Origin of the sequence: Citrobacter sp. Cf136 (assembly GCF_030333815.1) — a bacterium.
In the GTDB taxonomy this organism is placed as follows: domain Bacteria; phylum Pseudomonadota; class Gammaproteobacteria; order Enterobacterales; family Enterobacteriaceae; genus Citrobacter; species Citrobacter freundii.
Window position 1 is genome coordinate 15396 of sequence record NZ_JAOWFE010000041.1, and the last position, 20829, is coordinate 36224.

General features: G+C 53.6%; 11 protein-coding genes. 7 read left to right on the plus strand and 4 right to left on the minus strand.

Annotation, left to right across the window (positions count from 1 at the left end):
* Nucleotides 1–99 precede the first annotated feature (99 nt).
* Nucleotides 100–1461, minus strand: a complete 1362-nt coding sequence (gene ffh / locus OGV98_RS21910) for a signal recognition particle protein (protein WP_003031226.1) — start codon at nucleotides 1459–1461, stop codon at nucleotides 100–102.
* Nucleotides 1462–1626: 165 nt separating this feature from the next.
* On the opposite strand from ffh, the gene OGV98_RS21915 reads away from it, so the two are divergent.
* Entirely contained in the window at nucleotides 1627–2418 is a 792-nt protein-coding gene (locus OGV98_RS21915) for a cytochrome C assembly family protein (RefSeq protein WP_003031224.1), read from the plus strand.
* 18 nt (nucleotides 2419–2436) lie between these two features.
* The gene (locus OGV98_RS21920) at nucleotides 2437–3726 is read left to right on the plus strand and encodes an HlyC/CorC family transporter (protein ID WP_008324538.1); all 1290 of its coding nucleotides are present in this window, start codon (nucleotides 2437–2439) and stop codon (nucleotides 3724–3726) included.
* Between the two features lie 49 nt (nucleotides 3727–3775).
* Here the strand turns inward: OGV98_RS21920 and grpE are convergent, their stop codons facing one another.
* Nucleotides 3776–4369 (minus strand): nucleotide exchange factor GrpE, encoded by a 594-nt coding sequence (gene grpE, locus OGV98_RS21925; protein WP_003031221.1) that lies wholly within the window; start codon nucleotides 4367–4369, stop codon nucleotides 3776–3778.
* A gap of 122 nt (nucleotides 4370–4491) precedes the next feature.
* On the opposite strand from grpE, the gene nadK reads away from it, so the two are divergent.
* The 3 genes from nadK to bamE all read left to right on the plus strand — a co-directional run bounded on the left by nadK (nucleotide 4492) and on the right by bamE (nucleotide 7611).
* Entirely contained in the window at nucleotides 4492–5370 is an 879-nt protein-coding gene (gene nadK, locus OGV98_RS21930) for an NAD(+) kinase (protein ID WP_003031220.1), read from the plus strand.
* Between the two features lie 85 nt (nucleotides 5371–5455).
* Entirely contained in the window at nucleotides 5456–7117 is a 1662-nt protein-coding gene (recN, locus tag OGV98_RS21935; protein WP_032937967.1) for a DNA repair protein RecN, read from the plus strand.
* A gap of 149 nt (nucleotides 7118–7266) precedes the next feature.
* Nucleotides 7267–7611, plus strand: coding sequence for an outer membrane protein assembly factor BamE (gene bamE, locus OGV98_RS21940; protein ID WP_003826401.1), 345 nt, complete (start codon nucleotides 7267–7269; stop codon nucleotides 7609–7611).
* Between the two features lie 50 nt (nucleotides 7612–7661).
* Here the strand turns inward: bamE and OGV98_RS21945 are convergent, their stop codons facing one another.
* Nucleotides 7662–7958: an RnfH family protein gene (locus tag OGV98_RS21945; RefSeq protein WP_057102097.1), complete on the minus strand. Its 297-nt coding sequence runs from the start codon at nucleotides 7956–7958 to the stop codon at nucleotides 7662–7664.
* Nucleotides 7942–8385, minus strand: coding sequence for a type II toxin-antitoxin system toxin RatA (gene ratA / locus OGV98_RS21950; RefSeq protein ID WP_003031213.1), 444 nt, complete (start codon nucleotides 8383–8385; stop codon nucleotides 7942–7944). The genes OGV98_RS21945 and ratA overlap by 17 nt, the downstream gene beginning before the upstream one ends.
* A gap of 154 nt (nucleotides 8386–8539) precedes the next feature.
* Here ratA and smpB point away from each other — a divergent pair, with 154 nt between their 5' ends.
* Both smpB and OGV98_RS21960 read left to right on the plus strand, forming a co-directional pair.
* Complete coding sequence (smpB, locus tag OGV98_RS21955; RefSeq protein ID WP_003031211.1) at nucleotides 8540–9022, plus strand: SsrA-binding protein SmpB; 483 nt, start codon at nucleotides 8540–8542, stop codon at nucleotides 9020–9022.
* Nucleotides 9023–9605: 583 nt separating this feature from the next.
* Nucleotides 9606–20816, plus strand: coding sequence for a BapA/Bap/LapF family large adhesin (locus tag OGV98_RS21960; protein WP_286552136.1), 11211 nt, complete (start codon nucleotides 9606–9608; stop codon nucleotides 20814–20816).
* Nucleotides 20817–20829: the final 13 nt, after the last annotated feature.

Consider the following 20829-nt stretch of genomic DNA (forward strand, 5'->3'; position numbering starts at 1 on the left):
GGCGTCGGCGTGCGCGCAGAAAGCGGAGCGTACACGCAGTACGTGAGCATTTCGAGCACACTCCGGAGTCAAAATGGCAAATAAGGTAGCCCGATATATTTATCTACCGGGGAAGCCGGGCGGCATCATCCCCTTCATACCACGCATCATCTTCGCCATACCGCCCTTCTTCATTTTCTTCATCATGCGCTGCATGTCGTCGAACTGTTTCAGAAGGCGGTTTACGTCCTGTACCTGCATACCGCAACCGGCAGCGATACGGCGTTTACGGGAACCTTTGATAATTTCCGGCTTAGCGCGTTCTTTCATCGTCATCGAATTGATGATGGCTTCCATACGCACCAGAACTTTATCGTCCATCTGCGATTTCACATTGTCAGGGATCTGACCCATGCCCGGCAGCTTGCCCATCAGGCTTGCCATACCGCCCATGTTTTTCATCTGGTTGAGCTGTTCAAGGAAATCATTGAGATCGAAGCCATCGCCTTTTTTCAGCTTGCTGGCTAATTTTTCTGCCTGCGCGCGGTCAACCTTGCTTTCGATATCTTCGATCAGCGACAGCACGTCGCCCATGCCGAGAATACGCGAAGCAATCCTGTCCGGGTGGAACGGCTCCAGCGCTTCGGTTTTCTCGCCGACGCCGAGGAATTTAATTGGCTTACCGGTAATATGACGAATAGAAAGCGCCGCACCGCCACGGGCATCACCATCAACTTTTGTCAGTACTACGCCGGTTAACGGTAGCGCTTCGTTAAAGGCTTTTGCGGTATTCGCGGCATCCTGACCGGTCATGGCGTCGACCACAAACAGCGTTTCTACCGGTTTGATAGAAGCGTGGACCTGTTTGATTTCGTCCATCATCGCTTCGTCAACGTGCAGACGACCGGCGGTATCCACCAGCAGCACGTCGTAGAATTTGAGTTTGGCTTCTTTCAGCGCGGCGTTAACGATATCGACCGGCTTCTGGCCAACATCCGACGGGAAGAAGTCCACGCCGACCTGCTCGGCCAGAGTTTCCAACTGTTTGATCGCCGCCGGGCGATAAACGTCCGCGGAGACCACCAGCACTTTTTTCTTGTGCTTCTCGCGCAGGAATTTACCCAGCTTACCGACGCTGGTCGTTTTACCCGCACCCTGCAGGCCCGCCATAAGCACCACGGCTGGCGGCTGTGCAGCCAGATTCAGGGTCTGGTTTTCTTCGCCCATTGCCGCAACCAGTTCGTTACGGACAATCTTGACGAATTCCTGACCCGGCGTCAGGCTTTTGTTAACTTCATGACCAACCGCTTTCTCTTTTACGCGATTGATAAACTCACGCACTACCGGCAGCGCTACGTCAGCCTCCAGCAGCGCCATGCGCACTTCGCGCAGCGTCTCTTTAACGTTGTCTTCAGTAAGGCGTCCACGGCCACTGATATTGCGCAGCGTGCGCGACAAACGATCGGTTAAATTATCAAACATTGTCTCTCGCCTGGGGTGGAAACGGTCGGTCGCGACAGCGACACATCAACATAAATTTGTCGCAGTATAACATGAAGCCGCCTTTGTTGTTATGCAACGGTTGGAGCAGCGGTCACGTAACGCTATACTGCTTTTCTTTATCACTGGCCAATTGTCGACACCTATATGCCCGTTTTTGCTCTGCTTGCTCTTGTCGCCTACTCAGTCAGCCTCGCGCTGATTATTCCCGCTCTGCTGCAAAAAAACAGCGGCTGGCGGCGTATGGCTATTCTCTCTGCGGTTGTCGCGCTGGTAAGCCATGCTATCGCCCTGGAAGCGCGTATTCTGCCCGGCGGTGAAAGCGGACAAAACCTGAGTCTGTTGAACGTCGGCTCGCTGGTGAGCCTGATGATCTGTACGGTAATGACCATTGTCGCTTCCCGCAATCGAGGCTGGCTATTGCTGCCCATTGTCTACGCCTTTGCGCTGATAAACCTGGCCTTCGCCACGTTTATGCCTAACGAGTTCATCACCCATCTGGAAGCTACGCCGGGCATGATGATCCATATCGGGCTTTCGCTTTTCGCTTACGCCACGCTGATTATCGCCGCACTCTATGCGCTACAGCTTGCGTGGATTGACTACCAGCTGAAAAACAAAAAACTGGCTTTCAGCAATGAGATGCCGCCGCTGATGAGTATTGAGCGGAAAATGTTTCATATCACCCAAATTGGCGTGGTTCTGCTGACACTCACCCTGTGCACAGGCCTGTTTTACATGCATAACCTGTTCAGTACCGAGAACATTGATAAAGCCGTTCTCTCTATCGTGGCATGGTTTGTCTATATCGTTCTGTTATGGGGGCATTACCATGAAGGTTGGCGCGGACGTCGCGTCGTATGGTTTAACGTCGCAGGCGCAGGAATTCTGACACTGGCCTATTTCGGCAGTCGTATCCTGCAGCAGTTCGTGAGTTAAATCTTTAAGGAATCCTACGTGGAACACATCTCCACCACCACGCTCATTGTCACGCTCCTCATCATGGTGGTCATTTCCGCCTATTTTTCCGGTTCTGAAACCGGAATGATGACCCTGAATCGCTATCGTCTACGTCATCGGGCCAAGCAGGGAAATCGACAGGCAAAACGCGTTGAAAAGTTACTTCGCAAGCCGGATCGTCTGATAAGCCTGGTGCTCATCGGCAATAATCTGGTGAATATTCTGGCCTCCGCGCTCGGTACTATTGTCGGTATGCGCCTGTATGGCGATGCGGGCGTCGCCATTGCCACTGGGGTACTGACGTTTGTGGTACTGGTTTTTGCCGAAGTACTGCCAAAGACGATTGCCGCACTATATCCGGAAAAAGTCGCCTATCCGAGCAGTGTCCTGCTGGCTCCCCTGCAGATTCTGATGATGCCGTTGGTATGGTTACTCAACACCATCACGCGGCTGCTGATGCGCATGATGGGCATCAAAACGGATATCGTAGTGAGCGGTTCGCTGAGTAAAGATGAACTGCGAACGCTGGTGAATGAATCGCGATCGCAAATCTCACGCCGTAACCAGGATATGCTGCTGTCAGTGCTGGATCTGGAAAAAGTCAGCGTAGATGACATCATGATCCCGCGTAATGAAATTATCGGCATTGATATTAACGATGACTGGAAATCAATCGTGCGTCAGCTTTCGCACTCTCCGCACGGTCGTATTGTGCTGTATCGTGACTCGCTGGACGACGCTATCAGTATGCTACGCGTACGTGAAGCCTGGCGATTGATGGCCGAGAAAAAAGAGTTCACCAAAGAGACCATGTTACGCGCCGCCGACGAAATTTATTACGTTCCGGAAGGCACGCCACTCAGCACCCAGCTCATTAAATTTCAGCGTAATAAGAAGAAAGTGGGCCTGGTCGTCAATGAATATGGTGATATTCAGGGACTGGTTACGGTCGAGGATATCCTGGAAGAGATTGTTGGTGACTTCACGACCTCAATGTCACCGACGCTTGCCGAAGAAGTCACACCGCAGAATGACGGTTCGGTGATTATTGACGGTAGCGCCAACGTTCGTGAAATCAATAAGGCGTTTAACTGGCACCTGCCGGAGGATGATGCACGTACCGTGAACGGTATTATTCTTGAAGCGCTGGAAGAAATCCCGGTTGCCGGCACACGTGTGCGTATTGGGCAGTACGATATCGATATTCTCGACGTGCAGGACAATATGATTAAACAGGTGCAGGTGTTGCCCGTCAAACCGCTGCGGGAAAGCGTATCGGACCAGTGAGATTAATCCAGACCGGGTAGCGCATCAGCATTACCCGGTCTGAGGCTGATTAGCCTTTAGCTTTCGCCACAGAGACCATCGCCGCACGGATGGTACGTCCGTTCAGGGTATAGCCTTTCTGCATAACCATCAGCACATTACCGGCAGCAACGTCGTCAGACTCTACCATGGCAATCGCCTGATGCACGTTCGGGTCCATCGGCACGTCGATATCCGCAACCACTTGTACGCCAAACTTCGCCACAACATCCAGCATTGACTTACGGGTCAGCTCAATACCTTCAACCATAGCCGCCATCGCGTCATTATCTTTGTCCGCAACTTCCAGCGCACGGTCCAGGCTATCCAGCACCGGCAGCAGCTCGTTGACGAATTTTTCCAGTGCAAACTTATGCGCTTTTTCTACGTCCAGTTCGGTACGACGACGCAGGTTTTCCATTTCCGCTTTGATACGCAACACGCTGTCGCGCTCGCGAGTTTCGGCTTCAGCAAGCTGAGCTTCCAGATTCGCAATTTTTTCATCGCGCGGATCCACCTGCTCAGCAGAAGCGTCTGATTCAACCGCCTCAACTTCTTCGTGCTGATCCATGATAATTTCTTCCGGGGCTTGCCCCTCAGGCGTTTTCTGTTCTTTACTACTCATGAATTTCTCCGCGTTTTTTTCGCATTCATCTCGCTAACCTAGATTATTATGGGGATAAGATTCAGGGTTTCAAGGGAAGTACTCACATTGTCACTAATCTTCGTTACAAGGACCTCGAGAAAATGAACAAACATTTCAAGTGTATTGGCATTGTGGGGCATCCACGTCACCCCACTGCACTGACCACACATGAAATGCTCTACCGTTGGCTGTGCGCCAAAGGTTATGAGGTAATCGTTGAGCAACAAATCGCCCACGAGCTGCAGCTGAAAAATGTGAAAACCGGTACGCTCGCAGAGATTGGCCAGCAGGCAGACCTCGCCGTGGTTGTCGGTGGCGACGGCAATATGCTGGGCGCCGCACGCACCCTGGCACGTTATGACATCAAGGTTATTGGCATTAACCGCGGCAACCTCGGTTTCCTGACCGACCTTGACCCAGACAATGCGCAACAACAGTTAGCTGACGTGCTGGAAGGCCACTACATCAGCGAAAAGCGCTTTTTACTCGAAGCCCAGGTGTGCCAACTGGACTGCCAGAAGCGTATTAGCACTGCGATCAATGAAGTTGTGTTGCACCCCGGAAAAGTGGCGCACATGATTGAATTTGAAGTCTATATCGATGAAATTTTTGCCTTCTCCCAGCGTTCAGACGGCTTAATTATTTCCACACCGACCGGCTCTACTGCCTACTCACTCTCTGCCGGAGGTCCGATCCTGACGCCTTCTTTAGATGCTATTACGCTGGTGCCGATGTTCCCGCATACGCTCTCCGCACGACCGCTGGTGATCAACAGTAGCAGCACCATTCGCCTGCGCTTCTCTCATCGCCGTAACGATCTGGAAATCAGCTGTGACAGCCAGATCGCCCTGCCTATACAGGAAGGTGAAGACGTATTAATTCGCCGCTGTGATTATCATCTGAACCTTATACACCCAAAAGATTACAGCTATTTCAACACATTAAGCACTAAGCTAGGCTGGTCAAAAAAATTATTCTAATTTAACGCCAACCTCTTTACTGTATAAAAAACCAGTTTATACTGTATGTAATTACAGTTATGGTTTTTCATACAGGAAAACAGCTATGTTGGCACAACTGACCATCAGCAATTTTGCTATCGTTCGTGAACTTGAGATCGATTTCCAGAACGGAATGACCGTTATTACCGGTGAAACCGGTGCGGGTAAGTCCATTGCCATTGATGCTCTCGGTTTGTGCCTGGGCGGACGCGCAGACGCCGACATGGTACGTGCAGGCGCCACGCGAGCCGACCTCTGCGCCCGCTTCACCTTAAAAGACACCCCCGCGGCCCTGCGCTGGCTGGAAGAAAACCAGCTTGAGGAAGGCCGTGAGTGTTTGCTACGTCGCGTTATCAGCAGCGACGGACGTTCACGTGGCTTCATTAACGGCACTGCCGTACCGCTGTCACAGCTGCGCGAGTTGGGCCAGTTGCTTATTCAAATCCACGGTCAGCATGCGCATCAGCTCCTGACAAAATCAGAACACCAAAAATCCCTGCTTGATGGCTACGCCAATGAAGCGTCCCTGACTCAGGAAATGGCTGTGCGCTACCAACTGTGGCACCAAAGCTGCCGTGACCTGGCACATCATCAACAACAGAGTCAGGAACGCGCAGCCCGGGCAGAGCTATTGCAATACCAGTTAAAAGAACTGAACGAATTCAACCCGCAGCCAGGTGAATTTGAGCAAATTGATGAAGAGTACAAGCGTCTGGCTAACAGCGGGCAATTGCTCACCACCAGCCAACAGGCACTGGCTATCATGGCAGACGGCGAAGACGTTAATCTGCAAAGCCAGCTGTACACGGCAAAACAGTTGGTTAGTGAACTGGCAGGAATGGACGGTAAGCTCTCCGGTATTCTGGACATGCTGGAAGAGGCCACTATCCAGCTCAGCGAAGCCAGCGACGAGCTGCGCCACTATTGCGATCGTCTGGATTTAGACCCTAACCGTTTGTTCGAACTTGAGCAGCGTATTTCCAAACAAATCTCATTGGCGCGAAAGCATCATGTTGCCCCTGAAGCGCTGCCACAGTTCTATCAGTCATTGCTGGATGAACAACAGCAGTTAGACGACCAGGCCGACTCTCTCGAAACCTTAACCCTGGCGGTGAACAATCACCACCAGCAGGCACTGGAAACGGCAAAAATGCTGCACCAACAGCGCCAGCATTATGCTCAGGAACTGGGACAGCTTATTACAGAGAGCATGCATACTCTCTCAATGCCGCACGGTGTCTTTTGCATTGATGTGAAATTTGAGGAACATCATTTGAGCTCAGACGGTGCCGATCGCGTAGAGTTTAAAGTGACCACTAACCCAGGCCAGCCGTTGCAGCCGATTGCGAAAGTCGCTTCCGGTGGGGAATTGTCGCGCATTGCGCTGGCTATTCAGGTTATTACCGCACGTAAAATGGAAACACCGGCGCTGATTTTCGATGAAGTGGATGTCGGCATCAGCGGCCCGACTGCTGCGGTGGTGGGAAAAATGCTGCGTCAGTTGGGCGAGTCAACCCAGGTAATGTGTGTTACTCACCTGCCGCAGGTTGCTGGCTGCGGTCATCAACATTTCTATGTCAGCAAAGAAACTGACGGCGCGATGACCGAAACACACATGCAGCCACTTGATAAACGCGCTCGTCTGCAGGAATTAGCCCGCTTACTCGGAGGTAGCGAAGTAACGCGCAATACCCTCGCAAATGCAAAAGAACTGCTGGCGGCATAAACTTTTTTACCTTGTTAAGGTCTGAGTTCAACATAAAATCGCCGACCGACCCGACAGCAAAAGGTTTTAAAGTGGTGAAAGGTCTATTATCATCGGCATATTACATATGAGCCGCGTACTGCTCGGGCCCGAAAAGGAATCAAATCACTATGCGCTGTAAAACGCTGACTGCTGCTGCAGCAGTACTACTGATGTTGACTGCAGGCTGTTCCACTCTGGAGCGAGTGGTTTACCGCCCTGACATCAACCAGGGAAATTATCTGACACCTACCGATGTCGCCAAAGTGCGCACGGGTATGACGCAACAGCAGGTTGCTTATGCTCTGGGTACACCAATGATGTCCGATCCTTTTGGCACTAACACCTGGTTTTATGTGTTCCGTCAGCAACCTGGTCATGAAGGCGTAACCCAGCAAACACTGACGCTGACTTTTAACAGCAGCGGCGTTTTGACGAACATTGATAACAAACCTGCGTTGACCGACAACAAGTAGGATTAACAGATCAAAAAAAGGTGCTCAATGAGCACCTTTTTTATTGTCTGCTATTTTTTTGCGGATTTCTCTGCTCGCTGTCGGCGCAGCTCTTTCGGATCAGCAATCAGTGGCCGGTATATTTCCACCCGATCGCCGTCATGCAGAACATCAGCAAGCTTAACCGGACGGCTGTATATCCCGACTTTATTTTTGCTGAGATCGATATCGGTACGTAATTCCAGCAGCCCGGAAGCACGGATTGCCTCTTCCACCGTAGCACCCTGTTGCAGCGTTACATGCTGTAGATACTGTTTCTCAGGCAGCGCATACGCCACTTCAACGACAATTTTAGCCGACGCTGACACTGTAAACCTCTTTCGCGCGAACCGTGAAGGCCTGCACCATGTTTGAAGCCAGCTCTTTAAAGATACGACCAAACGCCAGCTCGATTAACTTATTGGTAAACTCAAAATCGAGATGAAATTCAATACGACATGCTTCATGACTCAGTGGCGTAAACTTCCATCCGCCAATGAGTTTCTTGAACGGGCCGTCGACCAGATGCATCAGGATGCTCTGGTTACTGGTCAATTGATTGCGCGTGGTGAACGTTTTGCTAATCCCTGCTTTCGAGACATCCACAGCCGCGGTCATCTGTCCCGGAGTTGACTCCAGCACACGGCTACCGGTGCAACCCGGTAAAAACTGGGGATAGGATTTAACATCATTCACTAGCTGATACATCTGTTCCGCACTGTAAGGTACTAAAGCGGTCCGGCTAATCTGAGGCATAACAATTTCCATCAATATCAATCACACAAATAATACCATTTATCCCCCGCTAAAAAAAACGCTATAGCCTAACTCGTGCTAAGATAGCGCCTTGCGCCCCGCTGGATGAAATGGGGTGTTTTTCGATTCCAGATTACCTATACTGAGCGGCATTATGACGAAGAAAAAAGCACACAAACCTGGCTCAGCCACAATCGCGCTTAACAAGCGCGCACGACACGAATACTTTATTGAAGAAGAGTTCGAAGCAGGACTCGCTCTGCAAGGTTGGGAAGTCAAATCTCTACGCGCAGGTAAAGCTAACATCGGCGATAGCTATGTCATCCTTAAAGACGGCGAAGCGTTCCTGTTTGGCGCCAACTTCACGCCAATGGCTGTTGCCTCAACGCATGTGGTATGTGATCCCACCCGTACCCGTAAGCTGTTGTTAAACCAGCGTGAACTCGACTCCCTGTATGGTCGTATGAATCGTGACGGTTATACCGTCGTTGCGCTTTCACTGTACTGGAAAAATGCCTGGTGCAAAGTGAAAATTGGCGTCGCAAAAGGTAAGAAACAGCACGACAAGCGCTCCGATGTGAAAGAACGCGAATGGCAGTTAGATAAAGCGCGTATTATGAAAAATGCTGGTCGCTAAACGCTACTCCTCTGTGACCAGTCTCTCACCCTGAGACTGGTTCTTATTTTTTAGTTATTGAAACCCACCCAATACATTCATCAAATTTATGGTTTATTTGTGCTGAATCGTTCAGGTATGAAATAAACTGCCATGGCATTACCGTAGCGACCCATAGTCTAATAAAATAAAACTTCAAGACCATATCGCCTATATTTAGGTTTATTTTATAACACTATTATTACTGTTGTTTATTATATCTCCATCCATTTCAATTTAAATAAAAAACATTAAAATACAACAACTTAAACAAAATAAAATCATTAAATACGCACCGGAAAGTATCCTTTTCAATTAGCCAAATATATTTTTAATATGGATAAGTTGCAGAATACTTTCTTTCTGACTATATCATCTAATACGAAAGAACTATTCTGTCGGCAGGTCCCGAACGTATTTACTAAGTAAACGAACATCTGCATGACCTAATCAATGTAATTACATGTGTAAATTCATCTTTATGATGAACGGGGCCCCTGTCTGCTCATTTTCCCAGCTCGCTGTTGCGGATTAATACTCCCGACATGCCATCAGGAGTGAACATATGCGTCTACTCGCCGTTGTATCAAAATTAACTGGCGTTTCCACAAATGTTGAATCCTCTGAAGTTACGCTCAGTTCGCCTTCTATCGTGAAACTGTCAGTGTCGCGTGAGGAGGTAAGTCAACTGACACGCGTTAATCAGGATCTGGTTGTCACACTCCGCTCGGGTGAAACCATCACCATTAAAAACTTCTACGTCGGAAAAGGTGATGCGCAAAACCAGCTTGTTCTGGAAGACAGCAATGGCGCGCTGTGGTGGGTTCAGGATACTGATGGAGCGTTCCACTTCCAGCATTTAGACGATCTCACTCCGCTAATGACTGCCGAGGGAAGCCATGAAGGCGGCGCCGTCTGGCCGTGGGTTCTTGGCGGGATCGCGGTTGCTGGCGGAATTGGCCTTGCCGCAGGTGGCGGTGGTGGAGGTGGCGGCGGTGGAAGCGATAACAACGCCGGAAGCGGTAATGGCAACGGTAACGGCGATGGTGGTGGCAACGGTAATGGCGATGGCGATGGCGATGGTGGCGATCCGCCAACGACAACACCTAACGCACCAGATGTGCCGGTTATTACCAGCGTAATCGATGACCAGGAGCTGATTACTGGTCCTGTTAATCAGCAGGAATCCACCAACGATAATACGCCCACTCTCCAGGGCACCGGCCCCGCAAATGCTACATTGCATATTTTTGATAACGGTGTAGAAATCGGCCAGGTCGCTATCGATGCCAACGGCAACTGGTCGTTTACGCCATCCTCTCCACTCGCAGACGGTACCCACCAGTTTACCGTAAGCGCCTCAGACGGTACGGGCAGCAGCGGCATATCGGACAGTTGGGAGATTATTGTCGATACGCTTGTCCCCGACGCCCCTGTGGTCACAGAAGTAACTGACGATTCCGGTTCCATTAAAGGCTTGATCGGTAATAACGGCGTAACCGACGATGCCACGCCAACGCTCACAGGCACTGGCGAAGCCGGTTCTTACATCAGCATTTCTGATAACGGCATTCTGATTGGTATGGTCCAGGTGGATGACAATGGCAACTGGACATTTACACCGGACACACCGCTTAGCGACGGTGTTCACAATCTGACGCTGACGCAAACTGACGATGCGGGTAACGTGAGCGCGGAAACGAGCGTACCTACATTCACCGTCGATACTACCCCGCCTGAAGGCGCGGTCATTTCCTCCGTTAATCCGGAAGGCACCGAGGTAACCGGTAGTGCAGAGGTAGGAAGCCAGGTCATTATCATCGGTAGTAATAATCAGATTTTGGGTTCAACCACGGTCGGCCAAACCGGCAATTTCGTCATCGCGATTTCACCTTCACAGACGCACGGTGAAGCGCTAATCGCGAAGATTCAGGACCAGGCTGGTAACATCGGGCCAGATACCCCATTCAATGCGACGAACTCGGGCTATCCTGGCGTACCGGTTATCGTCAGCGTGATGGATGACTTCTCCCCATCAACCGGGCCATTGAGCAACAATCAGGCCACCAACGATAATACCCCCACGCTCTCTGGCACTGCCGATGCCAACAGCACGGTGACTATTTACGACAACGGCACAATTATCGACAGCGTACTGGCTGACGGTAACGGTAACTGGACATGGACTTCCAGCTCCCCGTTATCAGATGAGCTACACGCCTTCACCGCCACCGCGACAAACCAGTCAGGTACAGGAGGCATGTCACCAGCGTTCAATATCAACATCGACACCCAGCCACCGTTGCCACCTGATGATCTCAACGTATCTGCGGATGGGACTGTCGTCACCGGAACGACCGAGCCAGGCAATACCGTAGTTATCACCGGCAGTGGCGGAACTCAGATCGGCAGCGGCGTCGCCGGGCCGGATGGCTCATTTACCATCACCATTAACCCACCACAGACCAATGGCGAAACCATTGAAGCCATCGCAACCGATCCGGCAGGAAACCTAAGCCCGCCAGAAACTGCGCTTGCACCAGACATTACCGCGCCACAGCCCCCAACAAACCTGCTAGTTAATGGCACTGGGGACCAGGTCACCGGCAAGGCCGAACCCAACAGTACGGTCAATATTCTGGATCCGGATGGCAATATCATTGGAACAGCAACTGCCGATACAAATGGGGATTTCACCGCAACGCTGGTTCCGCCACAAACCAACGGCGAGACCCTTACGGCAAATGCGACCGACACCGCAGGCAACAAGGGCGACGACGCCTCTGTCAACGCACCGGACACCACCGCACCTGATGCGCCGACAGGCGTCACAGTTGCAGGAAATGGTGGAGCGGTTAGCGGTCACGCCGAAGCCGGAAGTACCGTCACCGTCAAAGACAGCAACGGGGCTCCTATTGGCGTGGGTCAGGCTGACAGCGGCGGCAATTTCACCGTCCAGATCACCCCGTCGAAAATCAACAATGAAACAGTAAACGTCACCGCAACGGACAGCACTGGTAACGAAAGCCTGCCAACTTCGGCTGTTGCCCCGGATCTCACCGCGCCAAACCAACCCGTTATCATTGCCGTTACTGATGACGTCGCCGATATCACAGGCTCCATCAATAACAATGGGTTAACCAACGACGATAAACCGAAAATTGAGGGCAAAGCTGAGGCCGGCTCTCAGGTCAAAATTTACGATAACGGAACTCTACTTACGACCATTACCGCTGATATCAACGGTAACTGGAACTATACGCCCACCTCAGCATTGGGCCAGGGGGCACATGTATTTACAGTGACGGCAACCGATGCCGCTAATAACACCAGCGCCGCCGCCAGTTGGAAAATCATTGTCGATAGCATCGCGCCGACAGTGCCAGTCATAACGCTGGTTAACGCTGATGTTGGCAGCAGCGCCGGTAACGTCACGAGCAATGCCTGGATTACCAACGACAACACGCCAACCCTCTCAGGTACCGGTGAGCCGGGCTCGCTCGTGAGCCTGTACGATGGCAGTCTGCTGATGACGGTGATGCTTATCGACAGCTCGGGGACCTGGAGCTATACCGTTCCAACTAATCTGGCGCTCAACGATCGCATCCACCAGTTTACGGTATCAGCAACAGATGCAGCCGGTAACGTCGTCACCTCGCCCATCGTAGTCAGTGTTACCGTGGATACCCAAGCACCTGGGACCCCCGTGATTTTGACCGCAACCGACGACGTCGGGAATGCACCAACCGATCTGCCCACCGGTAGCCGTTCAAACGATACCCTGCCGCTGCTGAAGGGGACCGGGACCGTCGACTCCACCATCACTATCTATGATGGCACCACACTTATTGGAACCGCAACGGTCGTGTCCGGGGGCGCCTGGAGTTTCCAGGTCACTCAACCGCTGAGTGAAGGTCCACATGCGCTGTCGGCTATCGCAACCGACGCGGCGGGTAACGCCAGCAGCGCCGGGAACTTCACGCTGACCATTGATACCACCCCACCAGCGGCTCCGGTGATTATCGCCGGTGAAGGACTCGTGGGCAGCGCCACCGTTGCTCTGGCGAACGGCGGTAGTACGAAAAGTACCGCTCCGGCCCTCTCCGGTACGGGCGAGCCGGGCGCAACCATTACTATTTTTGACAATAACGTCAGTATTGGCACCGCCACCGTTCAACCAAATGGAACCTGGACATTTACCCCAGATCCCGTGCTCATCGAGGGGCCACACAAATTCACCGCCACGGCGACTGACGCTGCAGGTAATACGGGGATCCCATCGGCTAGCTTCACTCTGACGGTAGACAATACGCCTCCCGCGCAGCCTGACGCCCCTATCATTACTGACGATGTGGCTCCGGTAACGGGCGTGGTCACGAATGGCAACACCAATGACACCACGCCAACCTTTAGCGGTACAGGGAACGTTGGGGATTTGATTACCGTTTATCTGAACGGCACTCCCCCTTTGCAGGGAACAGCAACAGTAGGTGCAGACGGAACCTGGAGCTTTACTCCATCAGCACCGGTTTCCCCTGGTACTTACCAGATAACCCTTACCGCAACCGATCCGGCTGGCAACGTTAGCCAGCCGTCGAATGCCATAACACTGAACATCGACACGACGCCGTCTGCACCTCCGGTGATTATCGCCGCCAATGATAACGTCGGTGGCTCGGTAGGCGATCTCTTGCCCAATGCCGTGACCGATGACGCCACGCCAACCATTCGCGGTACTGGCACTGACGGGGATATCATCACCCTGTATAACAGCGGTGTAGTGATCGGTACGGCAACGGTGGCTGGCGGCACCTGGAGTATTACGCCCGGGACTGCGCTGGCAAACGGCAACTACACGCTGACCGCTACCGCAACCGATGCGGCAGGTAACATCAGCGGCAGCTCAAACAGCATTTCGTTTACGGTGAACACCACCCCGCTCACAGCGCCACTCGTGACGAATATCGAAGATAACGTCGGCGTGATTACCGGTACACTCGGCAATGGAAGCGTGACGGACGATCTCTCGCCCACCGTCAGTGGAACGGGAACACCGGGTAGTACGATCCTAATCTATGATAATGGCAATCTCATCCCGCTAAACATCACGGTGGGAGCCGATGGTAAATGGAGCGTGGACGTTCCGCTTTCTGCCAATGCGCAACATACGCTGACCTTTGGTGCGCATGATGCGGCAGGTAATAGCCTTCCGGCGGCCAACCCGATCGTTATAACAACCGATACACAAGCGCCGGGCGCCCCCGCTGTAGATACCATAGATAATAACGGTACGCTGGTGAGCGGGACAGCTGAACCGGGCAGTACCGTCATCATCAGAAATGGTACCACGGTACTGGGCCAGGCCGTAGCTGATAGCAATACCGGCGCTTACACCGTCACGATTTCACCAGCGCAGACGGCGGGTGAATCATTGAACGCGATCGCTCAGGATCCAGCGGGTAACCAAAGCGGAGAAACACCGTTTACCGCTGCTACCTCCAGCGTTCCACACCCGCCAACTCTTGAGATCGTGGATGACGTAGCCCCTGGCATGGGCGAAATCGGCAGCGGAAAAACCACCAACGACACTTTACCGCGGTTGCAAGGAACCGCCACGGCAGGGGCTACAGTGACTATCTATCAAAATGGCGCGTCTATCGCCACGGTCACCGCCGATGCGGTTTCCGGCGCCTGGAGTTATCAGTTGCTCACCCCGCTAACTAACGGCACAACCTATAACTTCGCAGTCTCACAAACCGTCAACTTAATACCCAGCGGGCAGTCACCCAATTATGCCATTACCATCGACACCACCGCGCCGCTGGCACCGCTCATCACCAGCATTATCGATGACGTTTCACCCGGCAGTGGGCCGCTGGATAAAGGACAAATTACCAATGACTCACGCCCGACCTTAAACGGAACCGGCGAAGCAGGAGCAACCATCACCCTCTACGATAACGGTATCGCTTATGCCACAACCACGGTAAACAGCAACGGATTCTGGAGCTTTACCCCGACAGACGCGCTGGGAGAAGGCAATCACCTCTTTACCGCTCGCGCAACCGATGCTGCTGGCAACCAAGGCGATGCCTCCGCTGATTTTCTGATCATTGTTGATACTTTAATTCCGAATGCCCCCTCCATTGTCACAGTCACAGACAACGTTGGCACCATTCAAAACCTGACGTCCGGACAGTCAACTAACGATAATACCCCAACGCTCACGGGCGTTACCGAGGCAGATTCAATTGTCACCATCCGTGATGGCAACACAGTAATTGGCACAACCACCAGCGACGCCAGCGGTAACTGGAGCTTTACGCCAGCCCCTGCGCTCAGTGAAGGCAGCCACTCGCTGACAGCCACCGTCACGGATGGTGCGGGCAACATCAGCCCGGCAGCGCCACCGTTCGTCGTAGTTGTCGATACGCTGGCGCCCGCCGCGCCAAGTATTACCTCGGTCATCGACGATCAGCCGGGAAGCACGCTGTTGACCAACGGCCAACTGACCAATGATGCCCAACCAACACTAAGTGGCACGACCGAAGCTAATGCTATTGTCACCATTCGTAGTAACGGAACGATCATTGGCACCGCAAATGCCGATGGCTCCGGTAGCTGGAGCTTCACCCCAACAAACGCACTGGCGCAGGGGGAAAATATCTTTACGGTGACCGCAACGGATGCGGCGGGCAACACCAGCGGAGCTTCTGCCTCATTCACCGTTTTGGTCGATTCAGTTGCCCCGTCTGCACCAGTAATTCTGACCGTTCAGGACAATACCGCGCCGACAACCGGGCCAATCTCCAACGGGCAAATCAGTAACGAAAGTCGCCCGGCGCTCAGCGGTACCGGTGAAGTTGGCGCGACCATTACCGTCCTGAGCGATGGTCAGCCCATTGGCACCACCATCGTCGGCGCAGGCGGAACCTGGAATTTTACGCCCTCAACGGCATTGGGTAACGGCCTGCATACTCTGACCGTCACGGCGACAGATAGCGCAGGCAATACCAGTCTGCCTTCAGGCGGCTTTACCTACACCGTCGACACACAAGCACCGGCAGCACCAGTGATTACTCAGGTTGCAGATGATGTCGGCCCGCTGACCGGAAATCTGAACAACGGCCAGGCGACAAACGATGCGCGCCCTACCCTCAGCGGTACGGCTGAAGCCAATTCCACGGTGAGAATTTACGATAACGGATCGTTAATCGGTTCAATCACAGCGGATGGTACAGGCGCCTGGAGCTTCACGCCAGGAACCGCGCTTGGCAACGGCAACCACACGCTGACGGTGACAGCAACCGACGCAGCCGGAAACGTTAGTCCAACGTCCGCTGGATTTAACATCGTTGTTGATACTGTTGCCCCGCTTGCGCCAACGATTATCCAGGCTTTTGATGACGTGGTGCCGGGAACCGGAACGCTGTCGAACGGCGCTTACACCAATGATACTCGCCCCGTACTGAACGGCTCGGCGGAAGCCGGTGCCCGGGTAGCCATCTACGATAATGGCACGCTGCTGGCGACGGTGACAGCGGCAATAGATGGCACCTGGGAATATCTGCCTGCCACACTGGGCAACGGCCAGCATGTCTTTACCGCCATTGCCACGGATGCCGCCGGGAACGTCAGCCCCACCTCAAGCGAATTTATTATCAACGTTGACACGATCGCGCCGTCAGCGCCGCTCCTGACCTCGGTGGTGGATGACGTCGCAGGCGGTGTGTTCAACGCGGGGCTTAGCAACGGGCAACTGACTAACGATGCCCGACCAACGCTCAACGGTACCGCCGAAGCGGGCAGCACTGTCAGCATCTATGACGGCAGCACCCTGCTGGGCACGGCGCTGGTACAAAGTAATAACAGCTGGACGTTTACCCCAACCACACCGCTGGCGAATGGATCGCACACCTTCACCGTCACCGCTACCGATGCGGCGGGCAACACCAGCGGCGCAACGGCAGGCTTTAGCGTAGTGGTCGACACCACGGCACCAACGCAGCCTTCAATCAGCAGCATTATTGACGATGTTGGGCCAAACATAGGGGCGATTGGCAATAATCAGCCAACCAACGACGCACGCCCAACGTTAAACGGCACCACGGAAGCCAACGCTCGGGTCGATATTTATGATAACGGCACCTTTGTAACCAGCGTAACGGCGGACGGCAGCGGCAACTGGAATTACACGCCACCTACGGCGTTGGGTCAGGGGACGCATTCCTTCACCATCACAGCAACAGACACCGCAGGTAATACCAGCGGGCTATCATCTGCCTCCGCAATTGTGGTCGATACCGTCGCACCGGGTACTCCAACCGGTCTGGCGGTCAACGCCAACGGCACCACGCTGACCGGCGTTGCCGAAGCGAACAGTACGATAATCATCACCTCCAGCAGCGGAACCGTACTTGGTACCGCAACAGCCAACGCCTCCGGTAATTTCACCTTCACGCTGAGCCCACCGCAAATCAGTGGGCAAACGCTGCTGGTCAGCGCACAGGATGCCGCAGGCAACATCGGCACAGCGGGTAACGTGCTGGCACCGTTTACTGGTGTACCGCCTGCGCCGGTTATTGCCAGCGTATTTGACGACGTGGGCACAATTACAGGTCTGGTCGCGGCAGGTAAAACCACCAATGATACCCGTCCAGCCCTTAGCGGAACGGCGCAGGCTAACACCATCATCAATCTGTACAACAACGGCGTACTCATGGGTAGTACGACCGCAGATAGTAACGGGCTCTGGAACTTTACCCCATCCGGCGCGCTCAGCGAAGGTAACCACGCGTTTACCGCCACGGCAACAAACGCCAACGGCGTAAGCGGGGTGTCCGGTTCGTTCAGCGTGATTGTGGATACCACGCCGCCGACCGCGCCAACGATACTGATCAGCGCCGATGGCGGTACCATCAGCGGCGTCGCCGAAGCGGGAAGCACGGTTACCATCTCTCTTCCGGGCGGCACCAGCGTGACGGCAATCGCCAACAGCAGCGGTGTCTACAGCGTCAACCTGCCGGTTCGCCAGATTGAGGGTCAGTCGCTGTCCGCCACGGCGACCGATGCGGCGGGAAATACCTCATTGCCAACAAGCGCTATCGCGCCGGTATTGCCGCTGCTGGCTGAAGACAATGTCACCAGTCTGCCTCTACAAACCGATGTCACCGTCAGCACCGAGCATCAAAGCGATTATGGTTTCCTGTTGGTCAATGCGCTGGGAAATGTCGCCAACGTGCTGGGGAACGATACAGCAAGCGTCAATTTCAGCATCGCTTCTGGCGGCAGCGGATCCATTACAATCAATGCCGCAGCGACCGGCGTGGTGCTGTCGCTGTTAAACACGCTTGAAGTCGTCATCCAGCGCTTTGACACCGCGCTGAATGCCTGGGTAACGGTGGTGGATACCGGGAAACCAGACTTTGCCAGCCTGCTCACCCTGGGTGCCTCGGGCGTAACGCTCAATTACAGCGGACTGACTGGCGGGGATTACCGCGTGGTCAGCTACAACACCAACCTACTGGCGACAGGGGCATACACCAGCCTGGATGTCTCGGTGGTAAAAGCCAGCGCAGGGACCATCACCGGTGGTACTACCGAGTCTGGCAATATCATCACCGATACCGATCCCGCCAATGGGCAGGATAACGCCCCTTCTGGCACGCTGGTCACCACCATCACTGACGGTAACGGCAACGTGGTGAACATCCCGGTGGGCGGCATTGATGTGCAGGGTAAATACGGCACCCTGCATATCAATCAGAATGGTAGCTACACCTATACTCTGACCAATACGTCAATCTCAGTGTATGGACGTTCCGAAAGCTTCACCTACACGCTAACGCATGGCAGCGATCACTCCTCGGCAAAACTGGTGGTCACGCTGGGTCAGGCCCCAACCACCAGCACGGTAACGGCGGCAGACGATGTGGCTGTGCTGACTTACGGGACGCAGGTCATCGCAGTCGACAACCATCCATCACAACAAACCGGCTTCACGCTCGCCAGCGTTGGTTTGGGACAATTGTTGGATGTTAGCCTGGTCAACGGTTTGACCAACCCGATTAAATTCAACGTTGATGACGGCGCGACGCGAACGATCACGGTTCAGGCCAACGTACTTGGCGTAACGCTGGGCGGCTTTGATCTCTATGTCTACCGCTTCAACGAGTCTATTCAGCAGTATGAGCAGTACCGGGTACAGCCGAACTGGGTCACCGCCCTGCTGGGCGGCAGCTCACCGGCGTATACCATTACACTGCCGGGCGGTGACTATCTGTTCCTGCTTAACGCTTCCGGCGGCCTGACGCTGTTAACCAGCTATACCCTGAATATTCAGGCCGATCACACCTACGCCGTCGACAGTCTGAGTGCAGCAACCAATGGAAATCTGCTGGCCAACGACTCGGCTCCGGCTAATACCGTTATCACCGAAGTTAACGGTGTCACCGTTAACACAACAGGCACTACCACCATTAACGGACAGTACGGCACACTGACTATTGATGCGAAAGGGAACTATACCTACACGCTGAGAAGCGGACTGGGCGCAGACGGTATCAATACGCCGGACAGCTTTGTGTATAAGGTCAAAGCACCAAACGGCGATACCGGCAGCGCGTCGCTGAACATTACGGCAACCCCACAGGCGCTGGATGCCGTAAACGACATCAGCAGCCAGATGGCGGTCACCACCCAGGCCGATACATCCAGATCGTTTACCGACAACAGCGTTGGCAACGCCAGCTGGAGCGCCCAACTCCTTTCACCCACCTCACAAAATGGTACTGGCGTCATTGAAGTCGCGACGGGAACGGCGGTGCAAAACGCCATACTGCATTTTAACGTCGCTTCAGGTCTGACGCTGGGCGGACTGACCGTCACCTGGGCGCTGTATGACAGCAACAACGTCAAGATTGCCGGTAACTCATTCAATGGCGGATTGCTGATTGGCGGCAATATTGATATTGCCCTCAGCGGGGTAGTACTGCACCCCGGCAACTATCGCCTCGACTATACCGGCAGCGTCGGGGCTCTGGGGCTGGGGAATATCACCATCACCCCCAGCGTGAAAGGCACGATAATCGACCTGCAAAACTTCGAGACTTCCACAGCGAATAGCGTTACCGGCAATATTTATGACGGAGACCATATTGCCAGCGTGCATACCTTGCTAACGGTGAATGGCACGGGCGGCAGCGCCGCCACGCTGGATCCGCTGAGCAGCACGACCAGCGCCATCATTAACGGGTTGTACGGCAAACTGACCATTGGCATTGATGGTCATTACACCTATGCCCTCAACAGCGATGTCTCGCTCTCCACCATCGTCACCAAAGAGACATTTACCTACACCCTTAACGACCTGAATGGCCATACCGATACCGCTACGCTGACCATCAATATGAATCCGCAAGTGGTGAGTACCGTCGATGCCGATCGCCTGACTGGCAGCGCCTACGGCGATACGCTGATTTATCACCTGCTCAATGCCAACGACGCTACCGGCGGTAACGGAACAGCGGACACCTGGACCAACTTCTCGCTGGCCCAGGGTGACAAAATCGATATCGGTGACCTGCTGGTGGGCTGGAACGGGCAGAACGCGACGCTCGGCAACTACCTCACCGTTACCACCAGCGGTAACAACACGGTTATTGCCATCGACCGTGACGGTACGGGCAACACTTATCACTCAACCAATCTCATCACGCTGGAGAACGTACACACCACGCTCGACGAGCTGGTGCAACAAAATCACATTGTGCCCTGAAGTGAACATATAG